The organism is Flavobacterium jumunjinense (genome assembly GCF_021650975.2).
Taxonomy (GTDB): domain Bacteria; phylum Bacteroidota; class Bacteroidia; order Flavobacteriales; family Flavobacteriaceae; genus Flavobacterium; species Flavobacterium jumunjinense.
On sequence record NZ_CP091285.1, the window covers coordinates 1,747,911 to 1,762,752 of the forward strand.

11 protein-coding genes are annotated in these 14,842 nt (G+C 31.0%); 7 read left to right on the plus strand and 4 right to left on the minus strand.

Annotated elements, in window-relative coordinates:
* Window positions 1–37: 37 nt before the first annotated feature.
* Complete coding sequence (locus tag L2Z92_RS07810) at window positions 38–2,809, plus strand: 2-oxoglutarate dehydrogenase E1 component (RefSeq protein ID WP_236458265.1); 2,772 nt, start codon at window positions 38–40, stop codon at window positions 2,807–2,809.
* 75 nt (window positions 2,810–2,884) lie between these two features.
* Window positions 2,885–4,099, plus strand: a complete 1,215-nt coding sequence (gene odhB, locus L2Z92_RS07815) for a 2-oxoglutarate dehydrogenase complex dihydrolipoyllysine-residue succinyltransferase (RefSeq protein ID WP_236458266.1) — start codon at window positions 2,885–2,887, stop codon at window positions 4,097–4,099.
* A gap of 91 nt (window positions 4,100–4,190) precedes the next feature.
* Here the strand turns inward: odhB and L2Z92_RS07820 are convergent, their stop codons facing one another.
* The 4 genes from L2Z92_RS07820 to L2Z92_RS07835 form a co-directional block, all read right to left on the minus strand.
* Window positions 4,191–4,628, minus strand: a complete 438-nt coding sequence (locus tag L2Z92_RS07820; protein WP_236458267.1) for a retropepsin-like aspartic protease — start codon at window positions 4,626–4,628, stop codon at window positions 4,191–4,193.
* A 74-nt stretch (window positions 4,629–4,702) separates the two neighbouring features.
* Window positions 4,703–7,297, minus strand: a complete 2,595-nt coding sequence (locus tag L2Z92_RS07825; RefSeq protein ID WP_236458268.1) for a CHAT domain-containing protein — start codon at window positions 7,295–7,297, stop codon at window positions 4,703–4,705.
* Window positions 7,260–9,281, minus strand: a complete 2,022-nt coding sequence (locus tag L2Z92_RS07830) for a PKD domain-containing protein (protein WP_236458269.1) — start codon at window positions 9,279–9,281, stop codon at window positions 7,260–7,262. The genes L2Z92_RS07825 and L2Z92_RS07830 overlap by 38 nt, the downstream gene beginning before the upstream one ends.
* Window positions 9,282–9,362: 81 nt before the next feature.
* Entirely contained in the window at window positions 9,363–10,391 is a 1,029-nt protein-coding gene (locus tag L2Z92_RS07835) for a P-loop NTPase family protein (RefSeq protein WP_236458270.1), read from the minus strand.
* A 103-nt stretch (window positions 10,392–10,494) separates the two neighbouring features.
* Between L2Z92_RS07835 and L2Z92_RS07840 the strand changes: the two genes are divergently transcribed.
* The 5 genes from L2Z92_RS07840 to L2Z92_RS07860 all read left to right on the plus strand — a co-directional run bounded on the left by L2Z92_RS07840 (window position 10,495) and on the right by L2Z92_RS07860 (window position 14,820).
* Window positions 10,495–11,079 (plus strand): RNA polymerase sigma factor, encoded by a 585-nt coding sequence (locus L2Z92_RS07840; protein ID WP_236458271.1) that lies wholly within the window; start codon window positions 10,495–10,497, stop codon window positions 11,077–11,079.
* Between the two features lies 1 nt (window position 11,080).
* Window positions 11,081–11,818 (plus strand): tetratricopeptide repeat protein, encoded by a 738-nt coding sequence (locus L2Z92_RS07845; protein WP_236458272.1) that lies wholly within the window; start codon window positions 11,081–11,083, stop codon window positions 11,816–11,818.
* Between the two features lie 20 nt (window positions 11,819–11,838).
* Window positions 11,839–12,606: a TatD family hydrolase gene (locus L2Z92_RS07850; protein ID WP_236458273.1), complete on the plus strand. Its 768-nt coding sequence runs from the start codon at window positions 11,839–11,841 to the stop codon at window positions 12,604–12,606.
* Window positions 12,607–12,671: 65 nt separating this feature from the next.
* Entirely contained in the window at window positions 12,672–13,808 is a 1,137-nt protein-coding gene (locus L2Z92_RS07855) for a 1-acyl-sn-glycerol-3-phosphate acyltransferase (protein WP_236458274.1), read from the plus strand.
* The gene (locus L2Z92_RS07860) at window positions 13,798–14,820 is read left to right on the plus strand and encodes an asparaginase (protein ID WP_236458275.1); all 1,023 of its coding nucleotides are present in this window, start codon (window positions 13,798–13,800) and stop codon (window positions 14,818–14,820) included. Before L2Z92_RS07855 ends, L2Z92_RS07860 begins: the two co-directional genes overlap by 11 nt.
* Window positions 14,821–14,842: the final 22 nt, after the last annotated feature.

A 14,842-nucleotide genomic window follows, 5' to 3' on the forward strand; every position in this document is an offset into this window, starting at 1 on the left:
AATATTTTTAACCAAATCGTCATTATAGACAAGATATATGGATAGGTTTTCCTTTTTAAATGCTGCACACACTGCTTTTTTTGCAGATTTATACGATCAATATTTACAAAACCCTGATACGGTAGAACCAAGTTGGAGAAGTTTTTTCCAAGGTTTTGACTTTGCAAGCGAATTCGCAAGCCCTACAGATCAATTATCTGCTATGGCAAACGGAGGAGCAACTGTTGGAGACAATTCTGAAAAACTTCAAAAAGAATTTAGCGTTCTAAAGTTAATTGAAGGATATAGAACTCGCGGACATTTGTTTACAAAAACAAATCCAGTTAGAGAGCGAAGAACATATTCTCCAACATTAGCATTAGAAAATTTCGGATTGTCACAGTCTGATTTAGCTACCGTGTTCGATGCTGCAAAGATTGTGAATATGCAACCAAGCTCTTTAGCAGACATCATTAAGCACTTAGAAAGTGTTTACTGTTCGGCAATAGGTATAGAATATATGTATATTCGTAATCCAAAAGTTCAAGAGTGGATTAAAAACAGGCTAGATATTAATGATAATCAACCTCAATTTTCTGCAGACAAAAAGAAAAACATTCTTAAAAAGTTGAACGAAGCTGTTTCTTTTGAAACATTCCTACATACAAAATATGTAGGGCAAAAACGTTTCTCATTAGAAGGATGCGAATCTGCAATTCCCGCTTTAGATGCATTGATTGAAGGTGCTGCTGAAAGAGGAGTAGAGCAATTTGTTATGGGAATGGCCCATAGAGGAAGATTAAATGTGTTAGCAAACATATTTGGTAAGAATACTCAAAATATATTCTCAGAGTTTGATGGAAAAGATTATGATGATGATATGTATTTTGATGGTGATGTTAAATATCACTTAGGATTAACATCAGATAGAACAACAAGTTCAGGAAAAAAAATAAACCTAAATTTAGCACCAAATCCATCACACTTAGAAACAGTTGGAGCTGTAATTGAAGGTATTACAAGAGCAAAACAAGATAAAAGTTATCCAAACGATTTCTCTAAAGTATTGCCAATCGCTGTTCATGGAGATGCAGCAATTGCAGGACAAGGTATTGTATATGAGATTATACAAATGGCTAAGTTGGACGGATATAAAACAGGAGGTACAATACATTTAGTAATTAACAATCAAGTTGGTTTTACAACAAATTACCTAGATGCTCGTTCTTCTACCTATTGTACAGATATTGCAAAAGTAACATTGTCACCAGTACTACATGTTAATGCAGACGATGCAGAAGCAGTAGTTCATGCTATGATGTTTGCCTTAGATTATAGAATGGAATTTGGAAGTGACGTTTTTATTGACCTATTAGGATATAGAAAATATGGACATAATGAAGGTGATGAACCTAAATTTACACAACCAATTTTATACAAAGCAATTGCGAAACATAAAAATGCAAGAGATATCTATGCTGAAAAATTAAAAGAGGCAGGAGTTATTGATGCAGGTTACGTAAAAGAATTAGAAGAAAAATACAAATCAGAATTAGATGAAAACTTAGAAGAGTCTCGTAAAAAAGACTTGACAGTAATTACTCCATTTATGCAAAATGAATGGACTGGTTTTCAACAAGTTTCTGATGATGTAATGTTGAAAAAAGTAGATACTACTTTCGATAAAGATAAATTAACAGAAATTGCTAAAACGATAACGGAATTACCTTCGGATAAAAAATTTATTAGCAAAATTTCTAAAATTATCAATGCTAGGAAAGACATGTATTTCAAAAACAATGAGTTGTATTGGGAGATGGGTGAGCTTTTAGCATATGGAACATTAATGACAGAAGGATATGATATTCGTATCTCTGGACAAGATGTAGAGCGTGGTACATTCTCTCATCGTCATGCGGTTGTTAAAGTTGAATCTTCAGAAGAAGAACTAGTATTGCTAAACGATATTAAAGATAAAAAAGGTAATTTTAGTATTTACAATTCTCATCTATCAGAATATGGAGTTGTAGGTTTCGAATATGGTTATGCCTTGGCATCTCCAAAAACATTAACAATTTGGGAAGCACAATTTGGAGATTTTTCAAATGGAGCTCAAATTATGATTGATCAGTATATTTCTGCTGGTGAAGACAAATGGAATAACCAAAACGGATTAGTAATGTTATTGCCTCATGGTTATGAAAACCAAGGAGCAGAGCATTCATCAGCTCGTATGGAACGTTATTTACAAATGTGTGCTAAGCACAATATGTATATTGCAGACTGTACTACACCGGCGAATTTCTTTCACTTGTTGAGAAGACAAATGAAGACAAACTTCAGAAAGCCTTTAATAGTATTTACACCTAAATTGTTATTGCGTCTTGAAGATGCAGTTTCTACTGTTGAGGATTTAGCAAATGGTCAGTTCCAAGAAGTGATAGACGATCCAAAAGTAACAGATAAAAAAGCAATTAAAACGTTAGTTTTCTGTACAGGAAAGGTATATTATGATATTATTAAGAAACGCGAAGAACTAGAAAGAAACGATGTTGCTGTAGTTCGTTTAGAACAATTGTTTCCTTTAGCAATAGAACAGATAAAAGCTATTATTGAAAGCTATCCAAATGTTAATGATTATGTTTGGGCACAAGAAGAGCCTAAAAACATGGGAGCTTATAGCTTTATGTTGATGAATTTCGATCTTGTTAAATTAAGATTAGCATCTCCAAAAGCTTATAGTGCACCAGCAGCAGGAAGTTATGAACGTTCTAAAAAACGTCAAAAAAATGCTATTGCAATGATATTTGATAAAACATTATTCCAATAAAATTAAAGTACTACTTTAAAGAGTAGCCAAACAACACAAAATAAAATAGTCCTAAAAGATCAAAATTATTAAGATATGATTTTAGAAATGAAAGTTCCTTCTCCAGGGGAATCAATTACAGAAGTAGAAATTGCAACTTGGTTAGTACAAGATGGTGATTATGTTGAAAAAGATCAAGCTATAGCTGAGGTAGATTCAGACAAAGCAACATTAGAATTGCCTGCGGAAGCAAGTGGAATTATTTCACTTAAAGCGGAAGAAGGAGATGCAGTAGCAGTAGGACAAGTAGTTTGTCATATTGATACAGCAGCAGCAAAGCCTGAAGGTGGAGCACCTGCGAAAGTAGAAACTAAAGTAGAAGAGAAGAAAACTGAAGATCCAAAAGCAGCACCTGTTCAAGCAACAACGTATGCAACTGGAACACCTTCTCCGGCAGCTAGAAAAATATTAGACGAAAAAAACATTGAGCCATCTACAATTGTAGGAACAGGTAAAGGTGGAAGAGTAACTACAGAAGATGCAATGAATGCTGTGCCTTCTATGGGAACACCAACTGGAGGATCTCGTGGTTCTGAAAGAACTAAATTGTCAATGCTACGTAGAAAAGTAGCAGAACGTTTAGTAGCGGCTAAAAACGAAACAGCAATGTTAACGACTTTTAACGAAGTTAACATGACACCAATTAATATTATCCGTAATCAATATAAAGAAGAATTCAAAGCTAAACACAATGGTGTTGGTTTAGGATATATGTCTTTCTTTACAAAAGCAGTAACAAGAGCTTTACAATTGTATCCTGATGTTAATTCAATGATGGATGGTGATTATAAAATAGCTTATGATTTTGCTGATATTTCAATTGCGGTTTCTGGACCAAAAGGATTAATGGTACCTGTAGTTCGTAATGCAGAAAACTTAACATTTAGAGGTGTAGAAGCTGAAATTAAAAGATTAGCACTTAGAGCTCGTGACGGACAAATTACTGTTGATGATATGACAGGTGGTACATTTACAATTACTAATGGTGGTGTGTTTGGAAGTATGTTGTCTACTCCAATTATTAATCCTCCTCAATCAGGAATTTTAGGAATGCACAATATTATTGAGCGTCCAATTGCTGTAAATGGAAAGGTTGAAATTCACCCAATGATGTATGTAGCATTATCTTATGACCACAGAATTATCGATGGTCGTGAATCTGTTGGTTTCTTAGTAGCAGTTAAAGAAGCATTAGAAAACCCAATGGAGTTATTAATGGATAATAATCCTAAGAAAGCGTTAGAGCTTTAGTAAATATAAATGTAGAAACTAGGTAGGTTTTTAAAACCTATCCGGTTTAAACAAAAAATCCTAAATTCATATTGAGTTTAGGATTTTTTGTTTATTTCAAATACAAATAATGATTCGAATAATCAATAATGGCTTTTCCAGTTAATAAAATATCAGCACCAATAATACCATCTACAGCTTTTGTTTTGTAATACTGTAAAGCTTCATTCACATGGCTCATATCGAAAATAACAATATTGAAGTCGTTGGTTTTCCAATGGCTTAGTTTTAGATTGTTTTTTTTAGATAATTGTGTCTCCATTCCAGTAGCTCCTGCTCCTGCAGCTTTTGTTTCAGAATTTTCTGCAAATAATTGAAACTTTTCAATGCCTTCTAGTCCTACACAGCTATTACTAGCACCTGTGTCTAGAATGAAAGTTCCTTTAATTCCATTAACCGTTCCTTTAATTAAAAGATGTTGTGTTTTTAGAACTGTAAATCTAATTTTTTTATATTTTTTTCCTTTTAAGAAATCTTGTAAGTCTTCCATTTATGCCGAACTTATTTTTCAGTATTTATCATTATTACTACAAATATGCAACGTTTTTTTGCTACTTTTAAACTTTAATGGACTTTGTGTTTTCTTTGTGAAATATGACGAACATAGAAAAACAAAAGCAAAAGTATAATACAACCAAGTATAATATAATGAGTATAATGTGTTGCATTAGTGTCAATACTTCCATAATATACAAATGCACTCCAATAATAAGGAGATTTTTTAGCATTAGCAATAGAACTATCTTTTAAATAATCTATTTTAGCATTATAGTTTGACTCAAAAAAAGAATGATTTTTTGAATAATTACTATAAAAGTTAGTCATTAGTTGTGCTGTTGCATAATCATTAATTTTCCAAAGACTAAACAGAACATTTTTTGCTCCAGCATATTGAAAAGCTCTTGCAATACTAATGGTTCCTTCTCCTTTTTGTAGTTTTCCAATTCCAGATTCGCAAGCACTCAAAATAACTAAATCTGGATTGCAATTTTCTAAACCATATAATTCATTTACAAGCATCACATCATCATAGAAAACCAAAGTAGCTGGTGAAGAAAAATTACCACTCGTTCCATGAGTAGATAAATGAATAATAGAATATTGACTCGTGTTTTGTTTGAAGTTATCACGATTAGCTTCTTCATTCATGAACAAAACAGCATTGCTCTTCTTTAATGCTTTTGCCTCTTCTATAGAATATTCTAAGTAAGCATTAGAAGCTTTAAAAACAGGGAAAAAGCCAACAATTTTATCGTTTTTCTTCTGAACAAGATTGTCAATATAAAAAGCAGCATTCGTTTGATAGACAATTTTGTTTTGATGTATTAAAAAAGGAATTTTATTAAAGTTTGTCGTGTTTGTATTTTTAGTTGTTAACGCATCAAAAGATAGAAAGTAAAATAATCCATCAGGAACTATGACAAGATTCTTGTGTTTTTCAAGAGTATCTATTTCTAAAAGTTGAAACAAGGAGTGAGCAGTAGATGAAAACGCAGTAACATCTTCATTAATTGCATTAGCATCATCAAAGAAATGAATATAGTTTTGAATTAATGTCGTTGTTGTTTCGTTCAAATTTATTCTTTTCCAAATAAGAGTATTAGCATTAAAGTAGAAATAGTAAAAATGTTCTTTTGCCCAAAAATAGTAAAGCATTTGAGCCTTGTCATATTCTAATTTCTTTAGCAATGAAGCAGTTTCTATTTGTTTTTCGTTACTCTTAAACGACTTTTGAACTGTATTGTTTACTTCTTTTAATTGAAAAGTAAGAGTTGTCAGTTCATTGTTTAACGTAATAATTCGGTTGGGGTTTTCATTAGTAATCTGTAATCGAATGTATTCATTAATTAAAGACTCTTGCTTGGAAAGTAGATTGTTTTGGAGTTGTAAATCTTTGTTTTTCGGATGCTGTTCGAGTAATGTTTTTAGTTTGTTTCGGTCTTTTAAAACAGTGTTTTTGCTCTTTTCAGCATATTGATAAGCGAGTTCTAAAGTAGTCGTAGAATGGTTTTTTTGGTAGGATTCCCACAAAGCATCTATACACTTTTCGGTTCGTTTCCTGTTTTCAATTTGTTGTAGAATTTGTGTTTCTTGAGAAGTTAAATTATCATAGATTAATTCATTCACATAAAAACTTAAATCATACCAAGCCATTTTTTTGACTGTATTGTTTTCAAGATGAGCGAATCCATCAAAAATATCTAAAAAAGTATTTTCTGCATATAGAACATTTTTGTTTGGTAAATCTGTATTTATATTGAAGGGTAATAATGTTTGTAATGCATTTGACAGACAAGAATATGCTTTTTTAGAGTTTCTATTATAGGTATAGATAGAGGCTTCTTCAATATAAAGTTTTGCAATTTCTCTTGCTTCTATTTCTTTTTTTTGAAAAAGAATGTTTTTTGCTTTTTCAAAATAATCTACTGCCAAATTAAAATCATTTTGTTTTAATGCTATAAATGCATTTGCTTTTAAGGTCTGAAAATCATTTTGCTCTTTATTGTTTTCAAGTAATTCGTTTGCAATATTGTATTTTTTTAAACCAATAAAGTTTACTGTTAGTTCTTCTTGAATTCTTTTGTTCTGAAGAGAAGAAGCGTCTAGTTTTTTAGCTTTCTGAAGAAGGTCAATGGCTGTTTTATGGTTGCTAATGGTTTTGTAAACAATTGACAAATTAATGTATCCTGAAATAATTGTTGCTTCATTTTTGTCTTTTTCTGCTATGAAAATATATTTTTTAATGATGTTTTCAGCAAGCGCATAATTCCCAGATTTTGTATATAAAGTGCCTAATGGTTTTAAGCAATATTCGGTTATATCGTAGTTTGAGAGTTTGTTTTTTGAAAATAACGACCAAGATTTTTCATAGGAGATTATAGCCTCTTTTTGAAGATTTTGTTTCATTTCAAAAGAGCCTTTATTGCAATATAGAATTACCATTGCTAACTTTTCATCTTGATTAGAAACTTGGGTAGCAAATTCTTTTTCTTTTTGATTGAGAACTTTTAATGAAATAGTATTTGCATTAGCAACAAAAGTGTCTAAAGCATTATAAATCTGATCTTCTAAAGTTTGTGAAAAACTGGAGATAGAAAAAAATAAAAAAAGGAATAAGAATTTAAAATTTCCAAATTGCATAGAATTGCCACGAATCAAAATCGGTTTTAAAGTTTTTATAATAACGAATACCTACACTTGGACCAATTCGAGCAAAACCAAAAGTTGTGTCTAAAAAGAGTTGTGTTTGTATTTGCGTTTTCTCATTATTAGTGAGTGTTTCGCGTTGTGTTAGTTCAACATATTCCTCACCAGGAACAAAGTTAGGATTTGTAGGAGATTGTGTGGGTTCATAATAACGAGTTGTTTTTTTGCTGGTTTTCTTAGAGGAAATAATTGTGGTAATTTGTGGTCCAAATCCAATACCTATATAATTATTGATATTGTATCTTAAAGAAATAGGCACGGTTTCTATTATTGTTCTAGATTTTTCAACCAAATTTTCTCTTCTAACAAAAGCATTGTCAATAACCAATCCACTGTTTAAATCAAAAGGACCAACATTTTCAGGTGCATCAGAAATTACATTAGTATTTTCGCTTTCAAAATCATGTTTGTTTGCATAAAGCTCGCTTTGCCAATAAAAACGATAAGCTTTGAAAGGTGAAATTGTGAAACCCGTAAAATAGCTTCTAGAATTGTTTAATTTCGGAAAATAATTATATCCAGCTTTTGCTCCAATAGAAATACCAGGATTAAATCGTGTTCTTGAATAATTGGTTATAATGGGTTCGTTTTTATCGAAAATGATGACAGTTCTACTTTTTGTTGTTTTTTTGTGAAAATCTTCTCCGAATTTTAAACTGTATTTAACAAAGCCTTTCGTAGAATCTTTTTCCATAACATTTTTTTGTTGTGTTCCAGGTAGATAAATATTTTTAAATGTAAAAATGATTTGTTTTTGCATTACAATTGTGTCTAAGCAACTATAGCGAACTTCTTTGTTTTTTGGACAAATAGGACATTCAGGATACATGCTTTCAATTTGTAATGTAGATTTGTCAAACATATCAGGAACATCTGTTTCTAAACGTATGGTTCGTGCTGGACCTTCACCATCATTTTGAAAACGAGTTTTAAATTTAATTCGCTTAAAACGTACTAACCTATAATTAATGAATAAACCGCTAGTTGACATTTTGTTTGGGTCATGTGAAGTAACAATCTCCATTTCCATGTCTTTTATTTTATGATTCTCATAGTTTTCATCAGGAACATAAATACTTCTTACTCTTAAGATGGCACTAGTATCTTTAATCATTTCTGGAGTAGTTTTTAGATTAAAGAAGATATTACGTTGCTCGTTTGGACTTAAGTTTTTAAATGTTATTTTTTTACCTTTCTTAAATGTTTGTTTAGCTTCTTCTATAGATAAAGGTAGGTTTTTACGTTCTGTAGTGTCTTGATATTTGTAGGTTGTTGTAAATGTATTATTGGTTGAAGCATAGGTAGAAAAATTGTCGTCATGATCGTGGTTAAATACCAAATCGTTACCCAGATCATTAATCGTTTCGTTATGATAGTTGCTAATTTCTAATAGTTCAAAGTTGTCATTTTTGAATTCTTTTTCATTGTAATAAAAGTAAACAGTACCGTTGGTAACATAGTCTTTTTCGTTTTTATAAGTTAAAACGATGATAAAATCTTCATCAGGTAATGGTTCTCTATTCCGCTTTAAGTCAATATCATTTTTAATAATTTGAATTTCATTTTCAGAAATGTCAGCTGTTTCATTGGTTTTAACCTTTGTAGGTCTGGTTGTAGGCGTTTTTCCAGTGTCATAATTATTAGTTACCCAAAGTTTTACTTCATATTCACCAGGTTTTTTATAGGTATGCTTGGGGTCTTTTTTTGTACTATAATTACCATCTCCTAATTCCCAAAAATAAGTGTAATAAGCTTTTGGCGCACCAGCAATTTGATTTAATAATGGTGTTTCCGAATTGAATATAAATGTGTTCTTATCTTGTTTTGGAAGTATAATCGCTTTTCTGGATAAGGTGTCTTTGTTGTCTAGATGTGTTTGAGAAAAAAGCACACAATAAAAGACTAAAAATAGAAGTGTGACTGATTTTTGGAACATAACTAATGGGTTTATAGATTTTAAATATAAGAAAAAGCGATGAATGACTCATCACTTTTTCAAAAAACTAACGTAATCTAATTATGGCAAAGCATTTATAGCGGCAACTAATTGTGCTTCGGTACCTAAAATTGTTTCTGGAAGTGTGAAATTATAAATTTCATTTGCAGTTATAGTTACAGGTTTTATAGCATATCTCCATTGTCCGTTTTCTTCAGTAGCGAATATAATATGACAGTTTAAACCAATAGGAATTTGTCCATAGTGTTCTGAAAACTGACCTGTAGCCGCATCATAAGTGTCAAGGTGTGCTAAAGCATTTCCTTCACCATCATAATGTAAATATACAGCACTGTTTCCATAGTTATATCCAGTAGGAACTGTTGCTAAAATTTGTGTCTTCGGTCCTGTGAAATTATAAAACTTATCCACATTTGTCCATCCAAAATTATTGAAAAAAGCATAGTATTGTGCGTTTCCAGCAGGTCCTTGTTCAAGAAAAACGCCACCTTGTGTGCCAACAGGGTCAATTTCTTCAGCCCATTCTAAATCACCATTAGCATCAAATGTTCCATTCCATAAAGTCATTCCAGCTTCTTCTTCAGTTAAGTCAGAAGGTATTCTTAAATTCATACTACAAGTAAGCTCTAATTGTTGTCCGTTTTGTGTAGCGTTAATGTAAAATTCGCCACCAGAAATTAACATTGACTTGTCACCATTGGGAAGCAACCCCATTGTTGGTTTGTTTGTAGTTAACATTTTCCCAGCATCAAAAAGTTCAATGTATTTAATATCAATAACTCCAGAAACAATCGTTCCGTTTAAAGTGATACAGTTCGGGTTAATGTCTATTTCAACACCATTAGCAGAAGTAAAAGTGGTTGTTCCGTTGGTAGTGTTTAATTGAAATTCTTGTGTAATACTTGCTAGAGCATCTTCTTTTAACGCTGCAAATTCTGCATTGGTTGGAATGTTGCAAGTGTCGCAATCATTATCGTCAGAAGTTTCACAGCTTGTTAGAATAAATGTTGATAATGTGAAGACCAATAAGGTTTTGAATAAAGACGTTTTGCTTCCTGTTCTGTTGTTTAATAAATTTAACTTTTTCATAATTTTTATTTTTTTTGTTCTATAGTTATATACATCCATCTATTGATTTGTTACCCCTATAATCTAAAAATGTTTATATCTTAGCTTTTTTAATACCATTTTAATGAATAAAGAAGAAGTACATCAAGATCAAATATACATTGAGGGATTGTTAAATAACGATTCAAGGATTATTCATGCTATATATGATAAATTCTCATTTAAGGTTATTCATTATATAAAAATGAATAGCGGAAATGAAGAAGAGGCGAAAGATGTAATTCAGGAAGTTTTAATTATGATTTATAATCAAGCCAAACAAAATGGATTGAAGTTGACTTGTCCTTTTGATGCTTATTTTTTTCTATTATGTAAAAGACGATGGTTAAACGAATTAAAAAAATCTTCAAAAAAAGAGGTAACATTACCCGATGAAAATGTATCTAAAGATGAAACATTAGAAGAGATGCTTTTTCAAACCGATCAATTTAATGAAAGACAGGTTCTTTTTGAAATGATGTTTCAAAAATTAGGCGAAAAATGTCAGGAGATATTAAAACTAAGTTTTGTAACTAAAACAATGGAAGAAGTTGCGAAAAAGTTAAATGTTTCCTATGCCTATGCAAGAAAAAAGAAATCACTTTGTACAGGTAAACTTACGGAGTTGATTCAAGAATCAGTAATCTATCAATCATTAAAAAACTTTTAAAATGCAAGAGGGAATTTATATAGTTTTTGATAACTATCTTCAAAATAGAATGAGTTTTGAAGAGAAAAAAAATCTAGAAACACAATTTCAAAAAGATATAGATCTTAGAGAAAAATTTGAATTGTATAAGCAGGCAAATTTATTTTTGGAAACTAAGTTTTCTAAGGATACTCAATTTTTTAAAGAGAATTTAAGTCAAGTGTCAGAGAAGTATTTTTCAAATGTAAGTGAAAAGAAAATAAAGAAAACAAAAATAATTCCGCTCACTTCTAAATGGTTTGCAATAGCTGCAACTATAGTAGTGGTGGTCTCTTTTTGGATTTTCAATCAGAGTGGTATTCCAAAATACGAGGAGTATAATAATCATCAAAAAATTCATTTAACAGAAAGAAGTAGTGAAAACACAACTTTAAAGTTGGCTGAAAAAGCGTTTAATGATAAAAACTTTCAACAGGCAATAATTGAGTTTGAAGCGAATAATATTGAGAGCTTAGATACTGAAGAACGACTATATTATGCAGTTTCATTAATTGAAACGGAACAATATCAAAAATCAGAAGCGATTTTGTTAGCGATTAAAGAGGGTAATTCTATTTTTAAAGAAGATGCAATTTGGTATTTAGGACTAATGGCATTAAAGCAAAAAAAGTATGACGAATCTATCAAATATTTGAAATTAATTACAGATAATTCCGAAAGATTTGACACAGCGCAAACACTTTTAAATGATTTAGATTAAATTTGCAAAAAAAAAGAAAATTGATACTTACTGATACGCATACCCATTTATATTCTGAAGAATTTGATAATGATAGAGAGGAAGCAATACAAAGAGCTATAGATGCAGGTGTTTCTCGTTTTTTTATTCCTTCAATAGATTCTAGTTCAACAAAGAAAATGTATGATTTAGAAAAACAATATCCTTCAAATATTTTTCTAATGATGGGACTTCATCCAACTTATGTGAAAGAAAATTATTTAGAAGAATTGGCGCATGTAGAAAAAGAGTTAGCTTTAAATAAATTTTATGCTGTTGGTGAAATTGGTATCGATTTGTATTGGGATAAAACTTTTTTAAAGGAACAACAACATGCTTTTCAGTATCAAATTCAATTGGCTAAAAAGTATAAATTAGCAATTAATATACATTGTCGCGATGCTTTTGGTGAAGTTTTTGAGGTTTTAGAAGATGAAAAGGCAGACGATTTGTTTGGGATTTTTCATTGTTTTACTGGAGATTTCAATCAAGCAAAAAGAGCAATAGATTTAAATATGAAGTTGGGTATTGGTGGTGTTGCGACTTTTAAAAATGGAAAAATAGATCAATTTCTTAATGAAATCGATTTGCAACATATTGTTCTTGAAACGGATGCACCTTATTTGGCACCAGTTCCAAATCGAGGAAAACGAAATGAAAGTAGCTATACTTTGCTCGTGGCTCAGAAATTAGCAGAAATTTATCAGTTGCCATTGTTTGAAATTGCTAAGGTTACAACAGAGAATTCAAAAGCAATTTTTGGAATTTAACGAAGAATTGACTTCCATTTATTTTTTTTTTTGTTCTTTTGTGTACCGATTTTTTAAAAATCCCTATGCAGAAATTTGACTCTATTCGTCCATTTTATGATTCAGAGGTTAACGAAGCCTTGTGTTCTTCATTAAATCATCCTATGATGAAAGCAATGATGAACTTTACATTTCCAGAAACTGAAGAAGAAGTTTGGAAAGACCAATTAAGCAAAACTCATTCAATTAGAGATTTCCAGATAAACTTTGTTTACCAATCAATAAAAAAAATATTAGAAAATAGTTCAGATGGACTAACGACTTCTGGTTTTGAAACGTTAGAACCAAACACTTCTTATCTTTTTATTTCAAATCACAGAGATATTATTTTAGATACTTCTTTGCTAAATGTTTCTTTGTTTGATCACGGCTTGGTAATGACAGCATCTGCCATTGGAGATAACCTTGTAAAGAAAGATTTTGTTTTAAAATTATCTAAATTAAATAGAAATTTTTTGGTGCAACGTGGTTTAACACCTAGAGAGTTACTCCAAAGTTCAAAACTAATGTCAGAGTATATTTGCCATTTGGTATCCAAAGAAAATCGTTCCGTTTGGATTGCGCAAAGGGAAGGAAGAACAAAAGATGGAAATGATGCAACACATCAAGGTGTGTTGAAAATGCTAGGAATGGCTTCAGAAGAAAAAGAAGTGACAGATTATTTTAGAAAATTAAAAATAGTTCCTGTTTCTATTTCTTATGAGTACGACCCAACCGATGCTTTAAAAATGCCTCAATTACTGGCGAATGCAAAAGATGAAGTTTATATTAAAGATAAAAACGAAGATTTTGTAACGTTATTAAGTGGAATTATTGGTCAGAAAAAGAGGATTCACATACATGTTGGAGCGGTAATTGATAAAGAGTTAGATGCAATTAAGGCAGATAATGATAATACGAATAAGAAGATTCAAGCATTAGCAAATGTTATTGATGATTCTATTTTGCAACATTATAAATTATGGCCAACGAACTTTATTGCCTACGATATTTTGAATAATACGAAACAATTTTCTCACTTATATACTTCAGATGAAAAGCAATTATTTCAAAGAAGATTCGAAATGAGAATTGATACAGATAATGATACATTAAGAGAAGGTTTTTTGGCAATGTATGCAAATCCAGTTGTGAATAAAATGAAGTATCAAAATGCAGAATAAAGTACAAATATTACTCATTTATACTGGTGGAACAATAGGAATGATAAAGGATCCTGAAACAGGAGCGTTAAAAGCCTTTAACTTCAAGAAATTGTTGAATAAGATACCAGAATTAAAGCTTTTAGATTGCGAAATTGACACTATTTCATTTGAAGAACCAATAGATTCATCAAATATGAATGTTAAATATTGGCAACAAATAGCGGTTATAGTTGAAGAAAATTACTCTAAATTTGATGGTTTTGTTGTTTTGCATGGTTCAGATACAATGTCATACAGTGCTTCAGCATTGAGTTTTATGTTTGAAAACCTTACAAAACCAATTATTTTCACTGGATCTCAACTTCCAATTGGTGATTTAAGAACAGATGCTAAAGAGAATTTGATTACAGCCATACAAATTGCATCCTTACAAGAAAAAGGAGAGGCAGTAATTCAAGAAGTAGGGCTTTATTTTGAATATAAATTATACAGAGGAAATAGAACAACGAAGATAAGTGCAGAACATTTTAATGCATTTGCATCACCAAATTTTCCTGAATTAGCAGAATCTGGTGTACACTTAAGAGTGAATAAAGATGTTTTGTTGAAGAAAGCAGGGAATAAAGTTTTAAAAATTAACAAGAATTTTGATCAAAACGTTGTTATATTGAAAGTTTTCCCAGGAATTAATGAAAAAGTTGTTGATGCTGTTGTGAATATTTCAGGTTTGAAAGGAATTATTTTAGAAACTTATGGTTCCGGAAATGCGCCAACAGAAGAATGGTTTGTTGCTAAATTAAAAGAGGCAATTGAAAAGAGAATTCATGTCGTAAATGTAACGCAATGTACTGGTGGAGCGGTTGCTATGGGGCAATATGAGACAAGTACGCAATTGAGAGAGTTAGGAATTATATCTGGTTTTGATATAACTTCGGAAGCTGCAATTACAAAATTAATGTATTTGCTAGGGCAAAATGTGGCTTTTAATGTGTTTAAAACCATTTTTGAAACAAGTTTAAGAGGAGAATAAACGTAAAAAAAGGTGTTAAAAT

Excerpts from the sequence above, each read along its gene's own strand:
- L2Z92_RS07810 (WP_236458265.1), top strand. The coding sequence starts at position 38 with ATGGATAGGTTTTCCTTTTTAAATGCTGCACACACTGCTTTTTTTGCA.
- odhB (WP_236458266.1), top strand. The coding sequence starts at position 2,885 with ATGATTTTAGAAATGAAAGTTCCTTCTCCAGGGGAATCAATTACAGAA.
- L2Z92_RS07820 (WP_236458267.1), bottom strand. The coding sequence starts at position 4,628 with ATGGAAGACTTACAAGATTTCTTAAAAGGAAAAAAATATAAAAAAATT.
- L2Z92_RS07830 (WP_236458269.1), bottom strand. The coding sequence starts at position 9,281 with ATGTTCCAAAAATCAGTCACACTTCTATTTTTAGTCTTTTATTGTGTG.
- L2Z92_RS07835 (WP_236458270.1), bottom strand. The coding sequence starts at position 10,391 with ATGAAAAAGTTAAATTTATTAAACAACAGAACAGGAAGCAAAACGTCT.
- L2Z92_RS07840 (WP_236458271.1), top strand. The coding sequence starts at position 10,495 with ATGAATAAAGAAGAAGTACATCAAGATCAAATATACATTGAGGGATTG.
- L2Z92_RS07845 (WP_236458272.1), top strand. The coding sequence starts at position 11,081 with ATGCAAGAGGGAATTTATATAGTTTTTGATAACTATCTTCAAAATAGA.
- L2Z92_RS07855 (WP_236458274.1), top strand. The coding sequence starts at position 12,672 with ATGCAGAAATTTGACTCTATTCGTCCATTTTATGATTCAGAGGTTAAC.
- L2Z92_RS07860 (WP_236458275.1), top strand. The coding sequence starts at position 13,798 with ATGCAGAATAAAGTACAAATATTACTCATTTATACTGGTGGAACAATA.